This window comes from Streptomyces flaveolus, assembly GCF_014648815.1.
Classification (GTDB): Bacteria; Actinomycetota; Actinomycetes; order Streptomycetales; family Streptomycetaceae; genus Streptomyces; species Streptomyces flaveolus.
This window is the reverse complement of record NZ_BMRV01000002.1, coordinates 59,977-77,944: the sequence shown is the minus strand read 5'-3', so window position 1 is coordinate 77,944 and position 17,968 is coordinate 59,977. Positions and strand designations below refer to the sequence as shown.

General features: G+C 69.5%; 20 protein-coding genes. 14 read left to right on the top strand and 6 right to left on the bottom strand.

What is annotated here, in order from left to right; all coding sequences use genetic code 11:
- The first annotated feature begins 252 nt into the window (after positions 1 to 252).
- The 10 genes from IEZ05_RS04245 (at position 253) to IEZ05_RS04200 (ending at position 8,703) form a co-directional block, all read left to right on the top strand.
- Positions 253 to 687, top strand: a complete 435-nt coding sequence (locus tag IEZ05_RS04245) for a hypothetical protein (RefSeq protein WP_189228638.1) — start codon at positions 253 to 255, stop codon at positions 685 to 687.
- 225 nt (positions 688 to 912) lie between these two features.
- Positions 913 to 1,734: a F0F1 ATP synthase subunit A gene (atpB, locus tag IEZ05_RS04240; protein WP_189228637.1), complete on the top strand. Its 822-nt coding sequence runs from the start codon at positions 913 to 915 to the stop codon at positions 1,732 to 1,734.
- 74 nt (positions 1,735 to 1,808) lie between these two features.
- The gene (locus tag IEZ05_RS04235; protein ID WP_005311859.1) at positions 1,809 to 2,048 is read left to right on the top strand and encodes an ATP synthase subunit c family protein; all 240 of its coding nucleotides are present in this window, start codon (positions 1,809 to 1,811) and stop codon (positions 2,046 to 2,048) included.
- 44 nt (positions 2,049 to 2,092) lie between these two features.
- Positions 2,093 to 2,650 (top strand): F0F1 ATP synthase subunit B, encoded by a 558-nt coding sequence (locus IEZ05_RS04230; protein WP_189228636.1) that lies wholly within the window; start codon positions 2,093 to 2,095, stop codon positions 2,648 to 2,650.
- Positions 2,647 to 3,462, top strand: a complete 816-nt coding sequence (locus tag IEZ05_RS04225; protein ID WP_189228635.1) for a F0F1 ATP synthase subunit delta — start codon at positions 2,647 to 2,649, stop codon at positions 3,460 to 3,462. The genes IEZ05_RS04230 and IEZ05_RS04225 overlap by 4 nt, the downstream gene beginning before the upstream one ends.
- Positions 3,463 to 3,645: 183 nt before the next feature.
- Complete coding sequence (gene atpA, locus IEZ05_RS04220; RefSeq protein ID WP_189228634.1) at positions 3,646 to 5,235, top strand: F0F1 ATP synthase subunit alpha; 1,590 nt, start codon at positions 3,646 to 3,648, stop codon at positions 5,233 to 5,235.
- Between the two features lie 21 nt (positions 5,236 to 5,256).
- On the top strand, positions 5,257 to 6,174 hold the full coding sequence (locus IEZ05_RS04215) for a F0F1 ATP synthase subunit gamma (protein ID WP_189228633.1): 918 nt from the start codon (positions 5,257 to 5,259) through the stop codon (positions 6,172 to 6,174).
- Positions 6,174 to 7,622 (top strand): F0F1 ATP synthase subunit beta, encoded by a 1,449-nt coding sequence (atpD, locus tag IEZ05_RS04210; protein WP_189228632.1) that lies wholly within the window; start codon positions 6,174 to 6,176, stop codon positions 7,620 to 7,622. Before IEZ05_RS04215 ends, atpD begins: the two co-directional genes overlap by 1 nt.
- Positions 7,623 to 7,752: 130 nt before the next feature.
- Entirely contained in the window at positions 7,753 to 8,127 is a 375-nt protein-coding gene (locus tag IEZ05_RS04205; RefSeq protein WP_019326852.1) for a F0F1 ATP synthase subunit epsilon, read from the top strand.
- Positions 8,128 to 8,256: 129 nt separating this feature from the next.
- Complete coding sequence (locus IEZ05_RS04200) at positions 8,257 to 8,703, top strand: DUF2550 domain-containing protein (protein WP_189228631.1); 447 nt, start codon at positions 8,257 to 8,259, stop codon at positions 8,701 to 8,703.
- A gap of 84 nt (positions 8,704 to 8,787) precedes the next feature.
- Here IEZ05_RS04200 and IEZ05_RS04195 read toward each other — a convergent pair whose 3' ends face one another.
- The 3 genes from IEZ05_RS04195 to IEZ05_RS04185 form a co-directional block, all read right to left on the bottom strand.
- Positions 8,788 to 10,650, bottom strand: a complete 1,863-nt coding sequence (locus IEZ05_RS04195; protein WP_189228630.1) for a glycoside hydrolase family 18 chitinase — start codon at positions 10,648 to 10,650, stop codon at positions 8,788 to 8,790.
- 123 nt (positions 10,651 to 10,773) lie between these two features.
- A complete protein-coding gene (locus IEZ05_RS04190; protein ID WP_189228629.1) occupies positions 10,774 to 11,415 on the bottom strand; it encodes a response regulator in 642 nt (213 codons plus the stop codon).
- Positions 11,412 to 12,599 carry a sensor histidine kinase gene (locus IEZ05_RS04185; protein WP_189228628.1) on the bottom strand — a complete coding sequence of 396 codons (1,188 nt, stop codon included), beginning with the start codon at positions 12,597 to 12,599 and terminating at the stop codon, positions 11,412 to 11,414. The genes IEZ05_RS04190 and IEZ05_RS04185 overlap by 4 nt, the downstream gene beginning before the upstream one ends.
- Before the next feature lie 152 nt (positions 12,600 to 12,751).
- On the opposite strand from IEZ05_RS04185, the gene IEZ05_RS04180 reads away from it, so the two are divergent.
- Positions 12,752 to 13,411 (top strand): hypothetical protein, encoded by a 660-nt coding sequence (locus IEZ05_RS04180; RefSeq protein WP_189228627.1) that lies wholly within the window; start codon positions 12,752 to 12,754, stop codon positions 13,409 to 13,411.
- Here IEZ05_RS04180 and IEZ05_RS04175 read toward each other — a convergent pair.
- From IEZ05_RS04175 to IEZ05_RS04165, 3 genes are read right to left on the bottom strand one after another with little or no spacing between them, the layout of a single operon-like run.
- A complete protein-coding gene (locus tag IEZ05_RS04175) occupies positions 13,408 to 13,980 on the bottom strand; it encodes a cob(I)yrinic acid a,c-diamide adenosyltransferase (protein ID WP_189228626.1) in 573 nt (190 codons plus the stop codon). The two genes, IEZ05_RS04180 and IEZ05_RS04175, sit on opposite strands and share 4 nt — an antisense overlap.
- A 13-nt stretch (positions 13,981 to 13,993) precedes the next feature.
- Positions 13,994 to 14,743: an ABC transporter permease gene (locus tag IEZ05_RS04170; RefSeq protein WP_189228625.1), complete on the bottom strand. Its 750-nt coding sequence runs from the start codon at positions 14,741 to 14,743 to the stop codon at positions 13,994 to 13,996.
- A gap of 25 nt (positions 14,744 to 14,768) precedes the next feature.
- Complete coding sequence (locus tag IEZ05_RS04165; protein ID WP_189228624.1) at positions 14,769 to 15,551, bottom strand: ABC transporter ATP-binding protein; 783 nt, start codon at positions 15,549 to 15,551, stop codon at positions 14,769 to 14,771.
- A gap of 79 nt (positions 15,552 to 15,630) precedes the next feature.
- Between IEZ05_RS04165 and IEZ05_RS04160 the strand changes: the two genes are divergently transcribed.
- The 3 genes from IEZ05_RS04160 (at position 15,631) to IEZ05_RS04150 (ending at position 17,784) form a co-directional block, all read left to right on the top strand.
- Positions 15,631 to 16,272, top strand: a complete 642-nt coding sequence (locus IEZ05_RS04160) for a TetR/AcrR family transcriptional regulator (RefSeq protein WP_189228623.1) — start codon at positions 15,631 to 15,633, stop codon at positions 16,270 to 16,272.
- A gap of 136 nt (positions 16,273 to 16,408) precedes the next feature.
- Entirely contained in the window at positions 16,409 to 17,257 is an 849-nt protein-coding gene (locus IEZ05_RS04155) for a 3-hydroxyacyl-CoA dehydrogenase family protein (RefSeq protein ID WP_189228622.1), read from the top strand.
- 203 nt (positions 17,258 to 17,460) lie between these two features.
- On the top strand, positions 17,461 to 17,784 hold the full coding sequence (locus IEZ05_RS04150) for an STAS domain-containing protein (RefSeq protein WP_003973611.1): 324 nt from the start codon (positions 17,461 to 17,463) through the stop codon (positions 17,782 to 17,784).
- Positions 17,785 to 17,968 lie beyond the last annotated feature (184 nt).

Below are 17,968 nucleotides of genomic sequence, written 5' to 3'. Positions count from 1 at the left end.
CAAAGCGCCGTAATACCAGACAAGTCGGTGCGGTAATTGCACAGACGCGCACTGTCACTCTCATGTGTGACAGCAAGCACACCCTCAGGTAAAGACCTCATCAAATAGTTTGTGATACGGTTCACGAGAACCCCCGGGTAGAGCCTAAGGACCGTAGTGCGACGGTCTCTTGGCCGTCAGGACTCCGTTCGGCCCGGGACTACGCTCGTCCATGACGACACACTGCCCCCTGCGAAAAGCGGAGTTGCCGCCATGCCGTCCAATGACGTCCGGATCTTGCTTCAGGCTGCCGTGCCCACGGCTGCCGTCGGCGCTGTTGCCGCCGTCGTCAGCGCCGTGGTCGCCGGCGGCAAGGGGGCGGTCGGAGCCGTCGTCGCGACCGTGGTGGCGATGCTCTTCATGGGTATCGGTCTCTACGTTCTGCAGCGCACCGCCAAATCGCTTCCGCACCTTTTCCAGGCGATGGGCCTGATGCTCTACGCGGCACAGATCCTGCTGCTGTTCGTCTTCCTCGCCGTCTTCAAGAACACGACGCTGTTCAACCCCCGGTCCTTCGCGATCACCTTGGTCGCCGTCACGCTGGCATGGATCGCGGCGCAGACGCGGGCCCACATGAAGTCCAAGATTCTCTACGTCGAGCCTGAACCGTCGGGCAAAAAGCCCGAAAAGACGGGCCACTCGTCGTGAGGGGTAGGGCCGGGATAAAGAGGCATGTGAAGTCCTGCTATCGTCCGGTGCCAACTGCGGCATCGCGGGCGCGGGCATTCGCGCTGACGCCTGCTCAATCGCGAGGCGAGATGCCCCACAGCCGCCCCCACATCCGTAACACCAGTCCCGTGCCGAACTGCGGCCCCGCGCCGCGCCGACACAACGAGGTTGCCGTATCCATGCGCCACGCTGAAGGAGCCCGCGGTGAGTGCTGACCCGACGCAGGTGCTCGCCTTCGAGACCGACTGCCACATCTTCGACGGCTGTGGCTTCCCGGCTCCCGGCCTGCACTCGTTCCTGTTCGAGCCCCTCTGGGGCGACGCGGACAGCAACGTCTACTTCAACAAGACGATGCTGCTGGCGCTGCTCGGCTCGGTCGTCATCATCGGCTTCTTCTGGGCCGCCTTCCGCAAGCCGAAGGTCGTCCCGGGCAAGCTCCAGATGGTCGCCGAGGCCGGTTACGACTTCATCCGGCGCGGCGTCGTGTACGAGACCATCGGCAAGAAGGAAGGCGAGAAGTACGTCCCGCTGGTCGTCTCGCTCTTCTTCTTCGTCTGGATGATGAACCTCTGGTCGATCATCCCGGTCGCCCAGTTCCCCGTCACCGGCATCATCTCGTACCCGCTGGTGCTGGCCCTGATCGTCTACATCCTGTGGGTCTCGCTGACGTTCAAGCGGCATGGCTTCGTCGGCTTCTTCAAGAACGTGACCGGCTACGACAAGTCGCTCGGTGCAGTGCTGCCGTTGGCCATGACCATCGAGTTCTTCTCGAACCTCTTCGTCCGGCCGTTCACCCACGCCGTCCGGCTGTTCGCGAACATGTTCGCGGGTCACACCCTGCTGCTGCTCTTCACGATCGCCAGCTGGTACCTGCTGAACGGCATCGGCATCGCCTACGCCGGCGTCTCGTTCATCATGACGATCGTGATGACGGCCTTCGAGCTCTTCATCCAGGCACTGCAGGCATACGTCTTCGTGCTCCTGACCTGCACCTACATCCAGGGCGCCCTCGCCGAGCACCACTGAGCGTCCCGTACCCCCAACACCTGGTCGTCCGGTGGCCAACCCCCACCGGTCCGTAAAGAAAAGGAAGAACTGGCATGTCCCAGACCCTTGCCGCTGTCACCGGTGACCTGAAGGCTCTCGGCTCCATCGGTTACGGCCTCGCTGCCATCGGCCCCGGCGTCGGCGTCGGCATCATCTTCGGTAACGGCACGCAGGCCCTCGCCCGCCAGCCCGAGGCTGCCGGCCTGATCCGCGCCAACCAGATCCTCGGCTTCGCCTTCTGTGAGGCGCTCGCCCTGATCGGTCTGGTTATGCCGTTCGTCTACGGCTCCTGATCACTTCAGGCTGACGACCAGCAACCCAGACGAAAGGCAACGACATGAGCCAGCTGCTCATTCTGGCGGCTGAGGGGGAGGCAGAGAACCCCCTCGTCCCGCCGATCCCCGAGCTCGTCATCGGCCTCATCGCCTTCGTCATCGTCTTCGGCTTCCTCGCCTGGAAGCTCCTCCCGAACATCAACAAGGTTCTGGAAGAGCGTCGCGAGGCCATCGAGGGCGGTATCGAGAAGGCCGAGGCCGCGCAGACCGAGGCCCAGAGCGTCCTCGAGCAGTACAAGGCCCAGCTCGCCGAGGCCCGGCACGAGGCCGCGCGACTGCGCCAGGAGGCGCAGGAGCAGGGCGCCACGCTCATCGCCGAGATGCGCGCGGAAGGCCAGCGGCAGCGTGAGGAGATCATCGCCGCCGGTCACGCCCAGATCCAGGCCGACCGCAAGGCCGCCGCTTCGGCGCTGCGCCAGGACGTCGGCAAGCTGGCGACCGACCTGGCCGGCAGGCTCGTCGGCGAGTCCCTCGAGGACCACGCCCGGCAGAGCCGCGTCATCGACCGCTTCCTGGACGAGCTCGACGACAAGGCGACGAAGGCCGAGGCCACGCGATGAACGGAGCGAGCCGCGAGGCCCTGGCCGCCGCACGTGAGCGTCTCGACGCGCTGACGGACTCCACGTCCGTGGACGCCGGCTCGCTCGCCGACGAGCTGGCCTCCGTCACCGCGCTGCTCCACCGCGAGGTGTCGCTGCGTCGGGTCCTGACCGACCCGGCGCAGGCCGGCGAGGCCAAGGCCGAGCTCGCCCAGCGCCTCCTCGGCACCCAGATCAGCGGCCCCGCCGCCGACCTGGTGTCCGGCATGGTGCGCTCCCGCTGGTCGCAGTCCCGCGACCTGGTGGACGCGCTGGAGGAGCTGGCGAACACCGCCGACCTCACCGCCGCGCAGAAGCGGGGCCGGCTCGACAACGTCGAGGACGAGCTGTTCCGGTTCGGCCGGATCGTCGCCTCGAACACCGAGCTGCGCGCCGCGCTGACCAACCGGTCGGCCACCACCTCGGCCAAGGGCGAGCTGCTGCGCAGCCTGCTCGGCGGCCGGGCGGAGCGGACCACGGAGCGTCTGGTGACGCGCCTTGTGACCGCGCCGCGGGGACGTAGCCTGGAGTCGGGACTCGAGTCCCTGTCCAAGCTCGCCGCCGACCGGCGAGACCGGATGGTCGCCGTCGTCACCTCGGCGGTGCCGCTGAGCGACACGCAGAAGCAGCGCCTCGGCGCCGCCCTCGCGAAGATCTACGGCCGTCCGATGCACCTCAACCTCGACGTGGACCCCGAGGTCCTCGGCGGGATCCGGGTGCAGGTCGGTGACGAGGTCATCAACGGCTCCATCGCGGACCGCCTGGAGGACGCCGGCCGCCGCCTGGCGGGCTAGCGGCCACGGCGGCCACGGCGACACGTCGCCGGCGGCCGACGGCACAGCACAACAAGCAGTACGTACTTACGACGGCCCTGGTTGGGCCGTGCAGAGGATTCACCTCTTACTGGGGGGAGTCCCGACTCGTGGAATACCCCCCAAGTGAAACTTCGGGCCCAACAAGGAGAGCAGGGAACTCAGATGGCGGAGCTCACGATCCGGCCGGAGGAGATCCGGGACGCACTGGAGAACTTCGTCCAGTCGTACAAGCCGGACGCGGCCTCGCGCGAGGAGGTCGGTACGGTCACCCTTGCCGGCGACGGCATCGCGAAGGTCGAGGGTCTTCCCTCGGCCATGGCCAACGAACTGCTGAAGTTCGAGGACGGCACCCTCGGCCTCGCCCTCAACCTGGAGGAGCGCGAGATCGGTTGCGTCATCCTCGGTGAGTTCAGCGGTATCGAGGAGGGCCAGCCGGTCACCCGCACCGGCGAGGTCCTGTCGGTCGCCGTGGGCGAGGGCTACCTCGGCCGCGTGGTCGACCCCCTCGGCAACCCGATCGACGGCCTCGGCGAGATCGAGACCAGCGGTCGCCGCGCCCTCGAACTGCAGGCACCCACGGTCATGCAGCGCAAGTCGGTGCACGAGCCGATGGAGACGGGCTACAAGGCCGTCGACGCCATGACCCCGATCGGCCGCGGTCAGCGTCAGCTGATCATCGGCGACCGCCAGACCGGCAAGACCGCCCTGGCCGTCGACACGATCATCAACCAGCGCGACAACTGGCGCACCGGCGACCCGAACAAGCAGGTCCGCTGCATCTACGTCGCCATCGGCCAGAAGGGCTCCACCATCGCGTCGGTCCGCCGCGCGCTGGAGGAGAACGGCGCGCTGGAGTACACGACCATTGTGGCCGCCCCGGCGTCCGACCCGGCCGGCTTCAAGTACCTGGCGCCGTACACCGGCTCGGCCATCGGCCAGCAGTGGATGTACGAGGGCAAGCACGTCCTGATCATCTTCGACGACCTGTCGAAGCAGGCCGACGCCTACCGCGCCGTGTCGCTGCTGCTGCGCCGCCCGCCGGGCCGCGAGGCCTACCCGGGCGACGTCTTCTACCTGCACTCCCGTCTGCTGGAGCGCTGCGCCAAGCTCTCCGACGACATGGGCGCCGGTTCCATGACGGGTCTGCCGATCGTCGAGACCAAGGCCAACGACGTGTCGGCGTTCATCCCGACCAACGTCATCTCCATCACCGACGGCCAGTGCTTCCTGGAGTCCGACCTGTTCAACGCCGGCCAGCGTCCGGCCCTGAACGTCGGTATCTCGGTCTCCCGCGTCGGTGGCTCCGCCCAGCACAAGGCCATGAAGCAGGTCTCCGGCCGACTGCGCGTGGACCTCGCCCAGTTCCGTGAGCTCGAGGCGTTCGCCGCCTTCGGCTCCGACCTGGACGCCGCGTCGAAGTCGCAGCTGGAGCGCGGTCAGCGCATGGTCGAGCTGCTGAAGCAGGACCAGTACCAGCCGATGTCCACCGAGGACCAGGTCGTCTCCGTCTGGGCCGGCACCACCGGCAAGATGGACGAGGTGCCCGTCGCCGACATCCGCCGCTTCGAGAAGGAGCTGCTGGAGTACCTGCACCGCCAGGAGCAGGGCCTCATGACCTCCATCCGCGAGGGCGGCAAGATGTCCGACGACACCCTGCAGGCCGTCGCCGAGGCGATCACGTCGTTCAAGAAGCAGTTCGAGACCTCGGACGGCAAGCTGCTCGGCGAGGACGCCCCGTCCACCGCCAAGTGACGTAAGGAAGGGACCTGACTCATGGGAGCCCAGCTCCGGGTCTACAAGCGTCGCATCCGATCCGTCACCGCGACCAAGAAGATCACCAAGGCGATGGAGATGATCGCCGCCTCGCGCGTCGTCAAGGCGCAGCGCAAGGTGGCGGCCTCCACGCCGTACGCGCAGGAACTGACCCGCGCGGTCACGGCGGTCGGTACCGGGTCGAACACGAAGCACCCGCTGACCACGGAGGCGGACAACCCGACCCGTGCCGCGGTCCTGCTCCTCACGAGCGACCGCGGTCTGGCCGGCGCCTTCAACTCCAACGCCATCAAGGCGGCGGAGCAGCTGACCGAGCGCCTCGAGCGCGACGGCAAGCAGGTCGACACGTACATCGTCGGCCGGCGCGGTCTCGCCCACTACAACTTCCGTGAGCGCAAGGTCACGGAGTCGTTCACGGGCTTCACCGACGAGCCGACGTACGCGGACGCCAAGAAGGTCGCGGCGCCGCTGATCGAGACCATCGAGAAGGCGACGGCCGAGGGCGGCGTGGACGAGCTCCACATCGTCTACACCGAGTTCGTCTCGATGATGACGCAGACGGCGGTCGACTCCCGGCTGCTTCCGCTGCGCCTCGAAGAGGTCGCGCAGGAGTCGACGGCGAAGGACGAGATCCTTCCGCTGTACGACTTCGAGCCGTCGGCGGAGGACGTCCTCGACGCCCTGCTGCCGCGCTACGTCGAGAGCCGCATCTACAACGCGCTGCTTCAGTCGGCCGCTTCCAAGCACGCCGCCACGCGGCGCGCGATGAAGTCGGCCACCGACAACGCGGGCGAGCTGATCAACACGCTCTCCCGTCTTGCCAACGCGGCCCGCCAGGCCGAAATCACCCAGGAAATCAGCGAGATCGTCGGTGGCGCGAGCGCACTGGCCGACGCGACCGCGGGGAGTGACAACTAATGACCACCACTGTTGAGCCGACCGCTGCGTCGGGCGTGGCCACCGGCCGCGTCGCGCGGGTCATCGGCCCGGTCGTCGACGTGGAGTTCCCCGTCGACGCGATGCCGGAGATCTACAACGCCCTCCACGTCGAGGTCGCCGACCCGGCGCAGGCGGGTGAACTCAAGACGCTGACCCTGGAGGTCGCCCAGCACCTGGGTGACGGCCTGGTCCGCACCATCTCGATGCAGCCCACCGACGGTCTGGTCCGCCAGGCCCCCGTGACCGACACGGGCTCGGCCATCTCCGTCCCCGTCGGCGACTTCACCAAGGGCAAGGTGTTCAACACCCTCGGTGAGGTGCTGAACGTCGACGAGACCTACACCGGTGAGCGCTGGCCGATCCACCGCAAGGCGCCCAACTTCGACGAGCTCGAGTCGAAGACCGAGATGTTCGAGACCGGCGTCAAGGTCATCGACCTGCTGACCCCGTACGTCAAGGGCGGCAAGATCGGTCTGTTCGGCGGCGCCGGCGTCGGCAAGACGGTGCTCATCCAGGAGATGATCTACCGCGTCGCCAACAACCACGACGGTGTCTCCGTGTTCGCCGGTGTCGGTGAGCGCACCCGTGAGGGCAACGACCTCATCGACGAGATGAGCGAGTCCGGCGTCATCGACAAGACCGCGCTGGTCTTCGGTCAGATGGACGAGCCGCCGGGCACCCGTCTGCGCGTCGCGCTGGCCGGCCTGACCATGGCCGAGTACTTCCGCGACGTCCAGAAGCAGGACGTGCTGTTCTTCATCGACAACATCTTCCGCTTCACCCAGGCGGGTTCCGAGGTGTCGACCCTGCTCGGCCGTATGCCCTCCGCGGTGGGCTACCAGCCGAACCTGGCCGACGAGATGGGTCTCCTCCAGGAGCGCATCACCTCGACCCGTGGTCACTCGATCACCTCGATGCAGGCGATCTACGTCCCCGCGGACGACCTGACCGACCCGGCCCCGGCCACCACCTTCGCCCACCTCGACGCGACGACGGTTCTGTCCCGTCCGATCTCCGAGAAGGGCATCTACCCGGCCGTGGACCCGCTGGACTCGACGTCCCGCATCCTCGACCCGCGGTACATCGCGGCGGACCACTATCAGGCCGCGATGCGCGTGAAGAACATCCTGCAGAAGTACAAGGACCTGCAGGACATCATCGCGATCCTCGGTATCGACGAGCTCGGCGAGGAGGACAAGCTCGTCGTCCACCGTGCCCGTCGCGTGGAGCGCTTCCTGTCCCAGAACACCCACGTCGCCAAGCAGTTCACCGGCGTGGACGGTTCGGACGTGCCGCTGGACGAGTCGATCGCCGCGTTCAACGCGATCTGCGACGGCGAGTACGACCACTTCCCGGAGCAGGCGTTCTTCATGTGCGGTGGCATCGAGGACCTGAAGAACAACGCCAAGGAGCTGGGCGTCTCCTGAGCCTCGTGCTCATCGTGAGCCCCAGGGCTCACACCGGAGGGGGCGGGCACGTCCCGCCCCCTCCGGCACGCCCCTTAGACTTGTAACCAACACCCGGCTCTCCCGCCGGGTGGTGACCCGAGGAGCCACCTTGGCTGCTGAGCTGCACGTCGCGCTGGTCGCGGCCGACCGAGAGGTCTGGTCCGGCGAGGCCACCCTGGTCGTCGCGCGCACCACGTCCGGCGACATCGGCGTCATGCCCGGTCACCAGCCGCTGCTCGGTGTGCTGGAGTCGGGCCCGGTGACCATCCGTACGAGTGATGGTGGGACGGTCGTCGCCGCGGTGCACGGCGGTTTCATCTCGTTCGCCGACAACAAGCTGTCGCTGCTGGCCGAGATCGCCGAGCTGTCGGACGAGATCGACGTCCAGCGCGCGGAGCGGGAGCTCGAGCGCGCGAAGGCGGAGGGCGACGCCCACGCCGAGCGCCGCGCGGACGTCCGACTGCGCGCGGCGGCGGGGCGCTGACCCACGGCGCTGTGCTATGACGTCACTCAGCCGCGGCTGGGACCGGAGCGATCCGGACCCGGCCGCGGCTGAGGCAGATCAGGGTGATTTTTCCGTTCCGTTACCTAGGAGACGAGGAGGTCGGTGCCGATGGTCCTCGCTCTGACCGTGTGCGGAATTGTCGTCGCCCTGGTGGTGGTCGGACTGTTCGTCTTCGGTCTGCGCCGCAGACTGATCCAGCGTTCCGGCGGCACCTTCGACTGTTCCCTGCGCTGGGACGCGCCCGAGGAGGGCGACGGCGGCGGCAAGGGCTGGGCCTACGGGGTGGCCCGCTACAACGGCGACCGGGTCGAGTGGTATCGCGTCTTCTCGTACTCTCCCCGGCCGCGGCGGGTCCTGGAGCGTTCCGCGATCGAGGTGGCCGGCCGCCGTCTCCCGGACGGGGAGGAGGAGCTGGCGTTGCTCTCCGACGCCGTCGTCCTGGCCTGTCTGCACCGGGGCACCCGGCTCGAACTGGCGATGAGCGAAGACGCACTGACCGGATTCCTCGCGTGGCTGGAAGCAGCCCCGCCCGGACAGCGAGTGAATGTGGCGTAGCCACATTCACTCGCTGGGTGGGGGTCCCCCCGGACGAAGTCTGGGGGAGCGTCAATGTCGCTTAGGCCCGCAGGCCCGTGAGAGTTACTTCAGGCCGCTGTCGATGGCGCTCACCAGCTCGCCGTTCGCGGTGTCGCCGCTGAACTCCCAGAAGAAGGCGCCGCCCAGGCCCTGGTTCTCGGCCCAGTCCATCTTGGACTTCACGGTCGCCGGGGTGTCGTAGGACCACCAGTTGGTGCCGCAGTGCGCGTACGCGGTGCCGGCGATGGTGCCGGTGGCCGGGCAGCTGTTCTTGAGGACCTTGTAGTCCTCGATGCCCGCCTCGTACGTACCGGCCGCCGGGCCGGTCGCGGTGCCGCCGGGCGCCGCCTGTGTGACGCCGGTCCAGCCGCGGCCGTAGAAGCCGATGCCGAGCAGCAGCTTGGCGGCCGGCACGCCCGTCGCCTTGAACTTCGCGATCGCCTCGGCGGAGTTGAAGCCCTGCTGCGGGATGCCGGCGTACGAGGTCAGCGGCGAGTGGGGAGCGGTCGGGCCGTTCTTCTCCCAGGCGCCGAAGAAGTCGTACGTCATCACGTTGTACCAGTTGATGTACTGCGCGGCCGTGCCGTAGTCGGCGGCCTCGATCTTGCCGCCGGCGGAGGCGTCGGCGGTGACGGCCGCGGTGACCAGGTCGTTGCCGAACTCGGCCCGCATCGCCTTCATCATGGAGCTGAAGGCGTTCTTGGTGCTGGTCGTGTCGCAGCTGAGGCCGCAGGCGTTCGGGTACTCCCAGTCCAGGTCGATGCCGTCGAAGACGTCGGCCCAGCGCGGGTCCTCGACCAGGTCGTGGCAGGACTTGGCGAAGGCGGCCGGGTTCTTGACCGCGTCGGGGAAGCCGCCGGACCAGGTCCAGCCGCCGAAGGACCAGATGACCTTGATGTGCGGGTACTTGGCCTTCAGCTTGCGCAGCTGGTTGAAGTTGCCGCGCAGCGGCTGGTCCCAGGTGTCGGCGACGCCGTCGACGGACTGGTCGGCGGTGTACGCCTTGTCGTAGTCGGCGTAGGCGTCGCCGATGGTGCACTTGCCGCCCTGGACGTTGCCGAAGGCGTAGTTGATGTGCGTGATCTTCTCGGCGGAGCCGGAGGTGACCAGGTTCTTCACGTGGTAGTTGCGCCCGTAGACGCCCCAGTTGGTGAAGTAGCCGAGCTTGACCTCGTCGCCGCCGCCCGGGTTGCCGCCGTCGCCCCCGCCGGTGGTGCGGATCTTGACGGCACCGCTGGCCGGGCCGGTCTGGTCGGCGGTGTCGCGGGCCTGGACGGTGTACGAGTAGTCGGTGCCCTTGGTGAGGCCGGTGTCCGTGTAGGTGGTGCCGGTCACCGTGGCGACCTTGGCGCCGTCGCGCAGGACGTCGTAGTTCTTGACGCCCTTGTCGTCGGTCGCCGCGGCCCAGGACAGCTTCACCGAGGTGTCGGTGATGCCGGAGGCGGTCGGGGTGCCCGGCGCGGAGGGGGCCGCGTCGCCCGGGACGGAGGTGCCGTCGCAGCTGCCGCCGTTGAGCTTGCAGCCGGACGGGGAGCCGGAGCCGGTGCCGTTGAAGCCGAACGAGACGGACGCCCCGGGGGCGAGGGTGCCGTTCCAGCCGACGTTCTTGGCCGTCCAGTGGTCACCGGAGTTGGTGACGGTGGCGTCCCAGGCGGAGGTGACCTTGGTGCCCGAGGGGAAGTCCCACTCGACGGTCCAGGAGTTGATGGTCGTGGTGCCGGTGTTCTTCACGGTCCAGCTGCCGCCGAAGCCCGTGCCCCAGTCCGAGGTCTTGGTGAAGGTGGCCGTGGCTCCCCCACTCTCGACTGCGCTCGAGCGGGGGGACCCCCATGTGGCCGCCTGGGCGGGGCTCGCGAGCCCGACCAGTCCGGCGAAGGGCAGGGCCAGGGTCGCGGCCAGGGCCGCGGCTCTGTGTCTGAAGCGCATGCTGCGCCTCCTTATGTGGGGATGTTGTTGTGGGCATGACTGAGCCTCATGCCCGCAGTGCCGCGAGAATAGAAAGGTCTGGACCAGAGGTCAATAGGTCTGGACCAGTGCTCGCCAAGGTGGCTAGATCCCCAACTCCTGAGCCAGCACGGCCGCTTGCACCCGGCTGCGCAGCTCCAGCTTCCCCAGCAGACGGCTGACGTGCGTCTTCACCGTGGCCTCGGCCATCTCCAGGCGCCCGGCGATCGCGGCGTTGGACAGCCCCTCGCCGAGACAGGACAGGACCTCCCGCTCCCTACGGGTCAGGCTGTCGAGGACGGCCGGGTCGACGGTGGCCTCCCGGACCGGCCGCGCCGCGAACTCGGCGATCAGGCGCCGGGTGACGGCCGGGGCGACGATCCCCTCGCCGCCCGCCACCGTGCGCACGGCGGTGATCAGATCCCTCGCCTCGGTGTTCTTCAGCAGGAACCCGGCGGCGCCCGCCCTGAGCGCCCCGAAGACGTACTCGTCGAGGTCGAACGTGGTCAGCACGAGCACGTCGGCCAGCCCCTCGCCGACCACCCGCCGGGTCGCCGACACCCCGTCGAGGCGGGGCATCTGCACGTCCATCAGGACCACGTCGGGGCGCAGCTCCCGGGCCAGTTCCACCGCCCGCTCCCCGTCCGCAGCCTCGCCGACCACCTCGATGTCCGGGGCGCTGCCCAGGATCAGCACCAGTCCCGCGCGGACGGCGGACTGGTCCTCGGCGACGAGGACGCGGATCATGCGGGGTCTCCTTCGGTCAGGGGCAGGGTGGCGCGGACGGCCCAGACCTTCGTGCCGTCCGCCGTCTCGGGTCCGGCCTCGAACGTGCCGTGCAGCAGCGCGGTCCGCTCCCGCATGCCGACCAGACCGGCGCCCGAGCCGGGGGCGCGCGGGGCGTCCCGGTCACCGTACGGGCTGGTGACCCGGACCCGCAGAAGGTGCCCGTCGCGGGTGACGGCCACCCCGACCGGTCCCTTCGACGCGTGCTTGAGGGCGTTCGTCAGCGACTCCTGCACGATGCGGTACGCGGCCAGCTCCACCGGCGCCGGGACTCCGTCGCCGGGCGCCGCCTCCAGGGTGACGTCGAGGCCGTTGGCGCGGGCCCCGTCGACCAGGGCGCCGAGGCCGTCGAGGGTGGGCGCGGCGGCCGGCCCGGTGTCGCCGCCGGTGTCCCGCAGGATGCCGATCAGCCGCCGCATCTCGGCCAGCCCCTCGACGCTGTTCTCCCGGATCACTCCCAGCGCCTGCCGGGTGGTCGCCGGGTCGTCCAGGGACAGGGCGGCCGTGGAGTGGATGGCGATCGCGGAGAGGTGGTTGGCGACCATGTCGTGCAACTCGCGGGCCATCCGCGAGCGTTCCGCGGTCACCGCCTGGACGCGGTCCATCTCGGCCAGCAGCGCGGTCTGCTCGGCGCGCAGCCGGGCCGCGTCGGCGGCCTCGCGGTGGTTGCGCACGATCAGGCCGGTGGACGCGGGCGCGAACGACACGATGCCGACGGCGACGCCGATCAGCAGCGCCTCGGGCACTCGCCACAGCGCGAACGGCACGATCGTGCCGGCCACCGTGAGCAGCCCGGTGATCCACGGGATGCGGCGGGCCGAGGCGGGCGGGCCGTAGAGCACGGCGGCGTACATCAGGTCGGTGTACATGATCACCGTGACCAGGCTGCCCTGCGTGAGCGTGTCGGCGACCAGCGCGGCCGTGCCGATCAGCAGGCCGGTGCGCGGCGCGGCCCGGCGCAGCAGCTCGCAGCCCGCCGTGACGGCGAGCGGGACCAGCAGCGGCCAGCGGCCGTCGAACAGCACGATCGGCTCGTCGGCCGGCCGGACGCCCAGGCCGATGCCCCACAGCAGCAGCCCGCCGAGCAGACCGGCCGACGCGGCGTACACGTCGAAGCGGCGCGGGCGGGGGAGTCGTACGGCCATGCCACCATCCAACACGGCCCGCGCCCCGCCCGCCTGATGCCCGGGAAGGGTCCGGCACTGCATCTTTCGATGTACCGCGGGTTCGTCACCGGCGACGACGAAGGCGGCGGATTCCCACGGGAGCCTGGAAGGGTGAACGAAGGGAGTGCGTCGTGGTCGTCGCGTTGATCATCGCCTGCGAGGTCGGCTTCTGGGTGCTGCTGGCGCTCGGGCTGGCCGCCCGCTACCTGCTGAAGTGGCGCCGCACCGGTGTGGTCCTGCTGCTGTGCGAGCCGCTCCTCGAACTGGTGCTGTTCGCCGTCACGGCGGTCGACCTGAGGAGCGGCGCCGAGCCGGGCTGGGAGCACGGTCTGGCCGCGCTGTACATCGGCTACACCGTGGCGTACGGCCACTACACGATCCGCTGGCTCGACGGCCACGCCGCCCACCGCCTGGGCGGAGGCCCGCCCCCGGTGAAGCCCCCGCGCCACGGCAGGGCCCGGGCCGCCCACGAGGGCCGGCTGTGGCTGCGCACCCTGCTGGGCGCGGCCGTGGCGTGCGCGCTCCTCCAGGGCGCGGTCTGGTACGTCGGCGACGAGGGCGACGTCTCGTCCCTGAGGGCCTTCCAGTGGGCGGCGATCAGGGTGGTGGGCATCCACGGCCTGATCGCGCTGACCTACGCGATCTGGCCGAAGAAGGCCCCGGCGGGCACGTCGGTGACCGGGGCAGGCAAGGGCGCCCCCGAAGGGGCGCGGGGAACTGCGCGACCCGCCACGACGGAGCCGCGGACGAACGACGGCACCGGTCCCCGGCACACCCAGCGGAGCGTCTAGCGTTCCCCGCCCGGCACCCACAGCACGTCCCCCACCTCCTTGTTGGCGGTGCGGGCCAGGATGAACAGCAGGTCCGACAGGCGGTTCAGGTAGGTCGCGGTGAGCGGGTTCATCGTCTCGCCGTGGACCTCCAGCGCCGCCCACGTCGAGCGTTCGGCCCGCCGGACCACCGTGCACGCCTGGTGCAGCAGGGCCGCGCCGGGCGTGCCGCCGGGGAGGATGAAGGACCGCAGCTTCTCCACCTCGGCCAGGAAGCGGTCGCAGTCCGCCTCCAGCCTGTCGACGTAGAACTGCTCGACCCGCAGGGGCGGGTACTCCGGGTTCTCCACCACCGGCGTCGACAGGTCCGCGCCCACGTCGAACAGGTCGTTCTGGACGCGGACGAGGACCTTGACGACCTCCTCGTGCAGGCCGCCGAGGGCGATCACCGTGCCGATCACCGCGTTCGCCTCGTTGGCGTCGGCGTACGCGGAGATCCGGAGGTCGGTCTTGGGGACCCGGCTCATGTCACCGAGGGCGGTGGTGCCCTGGTCTCCGGTCCGGGTGTAGATGCGCGTCAGGTTGACCATGGGGCCAGCGTAGTTACGCTCCGGCGGTCCGGAAGACGCGTGTGCCCACCGTCACGGCCAGCGCGGTGAAGGCGACGGCGACGAGGGCGCCGTACAGCATGTGCGCCGTCGCGTAGCTGCCGACGTAGGCGTCCCGGACCGCGTCGACCAGATAGCGGAACGGCATGAGGTGCGACAGCACGTCCAGCCACCGCGGCCCCAGCGTCATCGGGAGCATCAGGCCGGACAGCAGCATCGACGGCATGGTGAGCGCGTTGATCGTGGGCCCGAACTCCTGCGGGGTACGCACCTTCATCGCCAGCGCGTACGACAGCGAGGCCAGCGAGACCGTGAGCAGGGCGACGAACGCGAAGCCGATCAGGATGCCGGGCAGCGGCGCCCGCAGGCCCATCACCACCGCCGCCAGCACCAGCAGCACCGCCTGGAAGGCGAACACCGTGGCGTCCCGCAGTACCCGGCCCAGCAGCAGCGCGAGGCGGCTGACGGGGGTGACGCGCATACGCTCGACGACGCCCTGGCCGTTCTCGATGATGACCGAGAAACCGGCGAAGGAGGCGCCGAACAGTCCGAGTTGGAGCAGCAGGCCGGGCACGAGCACCTGCCATGAGCTGCCCTGTCCGCCGAGCGGCAGGTCGGTCAGCAGCGGGCCGAAGAAGAGCAGGTACAGCAGCGGCATCAGGACGCCGAACAGCAGCGCGAAGCGGGAGCGCAGGGACTGGCGCAGATAGCGGCCGTAGATGAGGCCGGTGTCGTGGAGCAGCATCGGGGGTCCTCGGATCCTCGGAGTTCTATACGGCTACGGGGGCGGCGTCCGCGGGTGCGGCGCCGCGGCCGGTGATGGCGAGGAAGGTGTCCTGGAGCGAGGCGTCGAGCGAGCCGCCGTACTCCAGCTTCAGGGCGGTGGGGGTGCCCTCGGCCGCCACCACGCCCCGGTCGACGACGACCAGGCGGTCGGAGAGCGCGTCGGCCTCGTCGAGGTAGTGGGTGGTCAGGAAGACCGTGGTGCCGTGCTCGTCGCGCAGCCGGCGCACCAGGTGCCACAGGTCGGCGCGGCTGCCGGGGTCCAGGCCGGTCGTCGGCTCGTCCAGGAAGAGCACCTCCGGGCCGTGGGTGAGCGCCATCGCGATGTCCAGCCGGCGCCGCTGCCCCCCGGAGAGCGCACCGCACTTGCGGTCGAGCAGCCCGCCGAGGTCCAGGTCGCGGGCCAGCTCCTCGGCGCGCTCGGCCGCCCGCGCCTTCGGCAGGCGGTACAGGCGCCCCTGGGTGACCAGCTCCTCCCGCACGGTGATCTGCGGGTCCACGCCGCCCGACTGCGCCACGTATCCGCAGGCCCGGCGCACTCCGGCGGGGTCGGTCGCCAGGTCGTGGCCCGCGACGGTGGCCGCGCCGCCGGTGGGGGCGAGCAGGGTCGTGAGCATCCGGAGGGTCGTGGTCTTGCCGGCGCCGTTGGGGCCCAGGAAGCCGAGGATCTCGCCCTCGCGGACGGTCAGGTCGATGCCGCGCACGGCCTCGACCGGGCCCTGCTTCGTCGCGAAGGTACGGGCCAGACCGGCCGTACTGATGATTGCCATGCGTCCAGAAAAACAGAGGCACTGTATTTTTGCAATGACCCCAAGTTTTGGGCGGCCCCAGCGAAGCTAGGATGCGGACATGGCCGAGGGACTCAGGGAACGGAAGAAGCGGCAGACCCGGCAGTACATCTCGGATGTCGCCACGGGCCTGTTCCTGGAACGCGGCTTCGAGGCCGTGACGGTCGCGGAGGTCGCGGACGCCGCGAACGTCTCCGTCAACACCGTCTACAACTACTTCCCGGCCAAGGAGGACCTCTTCCTCGACCGCTCCAAGGGGGTGGTCGACCGGCTCTCCCGCTGGGTGCGCGGGCGGCGTGACGGGGAGTCGGCGGCTCAGGCCGTGCTGCGGGAACTGCGCGAGGAGGTCGAGTCGGTTTCGCCCCGGATCGGCCTCATGGACGGATACGCGCGCTTCATGGGGGTCATCCACTCCTCGCCCGCGCTGCGTTCCCGGCTCTGGGCGATCGGCCAGGAGGTGCAGGACGACCTCGAGCGCACCCTTCGCGAGGAGACCGGCGCACCGGACGACGACCCCGTCCCCGCGCTGATGGCAGGTCAGATCAGCTGGCTGCACGGCACGGTGATGGCCACCATCGGCCGCCGTCTGATGGCCGGCGGGAAACCCGCCGAAGTGTCCCGCGACATCCTCGTGCTGCTGGACGAGATGGAGGACCTGTTGAGCGACCGGGTGCTCAACTACGCCGTCCGAGGCGCGGACTGACACCCGAATGGCACCCCCCGGTGTGACGTCCGTCATTTGAGACGTGACGCGCGTTACTAACCGGTCACACAGCGGCTCACGCCCGCTAATCTCCGGCCGAGAGGACACAAACGGCCTGTATCAGGGGAGTCGCACAGTGGCACGGAAGCTCGCCGTCATCGGAGCCGGACTCATGGGGTCCGGCATCGCCCAGGTCTCCGCGCAGGCCGGCTGGGACGTCGTCCTGCGCGACGTGACCGACGAGGCGCTGCGGCGGGGGACCGACGGCATCAAGGCCTCGTACGACAAGTTCGTCGCCAAGGGCAGGCTCGCCGCGGAGGACGCCGAGGCGGCCCTCGCCCGCATCACCGCGACGACCGACCTGGACGCCGCCGCCGACGCGGACGTCGTCGTCGAGGCCGTCTTCGAGAAGCTGGAAGTCAAGCACGAGATCTTCCGCGCCCTCGACAAGCTGGTGAAGGACGAGGCGATCCTCGCGTCCAACACCTCCGCCATCCCGATCACCAAGATCGCGGCCGTGACCGAGCGCCCTGAGCGGGTCGTCGGCGCCCACTTCTTCTCGCCGGTCCCGATGATGCAGCTGTGCGAACTGGTGCGCGGCTACAAGACCAGCGACGAAACGCTCGCCACCGCCCGGGAGTTCGCCGAGTCCACCGGCAAGACCTGCATCGTCGTCAACCGCGACGTCGCCGGCTTCGTGACCACCCGCCTCATCTCCGCCCTCGTCGTCGAGGCCGCGAAGCTGTACGAGTCGGGCGTCGCCACCGCCGAGGACATCGACCTCGCCTGCAAGCTGGGCTTCGGCCACGCCATGGGGCCGCTGGCCACCGCCGACCTGACCGGCGTGGACATCCTGCTGCACGCCACGAGCAACATCTACACCGAGTCCCAGGACGAGAAGTTCGCCCCGCCGGAGCTGATGCGCCGGATGGTGGACGCCGGTGACATCGGGCGCAAGAGCGGGCAGGGCTTCTACAAGCACTGAGTCCGCACCGAGTCCACCCCCGGCCCGGGCCACATCACACGCCGGGGTGAATTCGGTATCGGTTCGCTTACAGGCGGCAACCTCCGATCGTTCCGGTCAGTCAGAGGTTGCATGACCTGATATCGCCGAGAGACCACCTCGCGGGACGAGAGATCACCCCGTGAGACACACCGTCGAGACGAGACGCACGCCGGGGAGCGCATATGCACATCAGGGGCGACCACGTCGAGCTGGTCGTCGGGGGCCGCCTCGACGTCCGCAGCGCGGCGGACGCCCGTACGGTCCTGCACTCCGCCGTCGACGACGGTGTCGGCGACCTGGTCCTGGACCTGTCAGAGCTGGACTCCTGGGACGCCACCGGACTCGGGGTGATCATGGGGGCCCACCGGCGGGCCGGGCGGTGCGGCCGGCGCCTGGTGCTGCGCGGCGTACCGCCGCAGATGCAGCGCCTGCTGGTGGCCACCCGGCTGCACAGGATCCTGGCCATCGAGGGCGGCATCGGCGTGGAGACCCTGCCCAGGGTGTGACGCCCCGGGAGCCGGTGCGCCCCGGCGGCCGCGGACCCGCGGGACACGGTCCGGCGAAACGCCCGACGCGCGCAATCCTCACGAGACTGTGACGTCTCGGACGGGCCGGCACCCCGGACTGTCGGACATACTGAGCGAAGGTTTAGGGTCTGGCTGCCCGCCGCATCGCAACCCACTGGCGGGC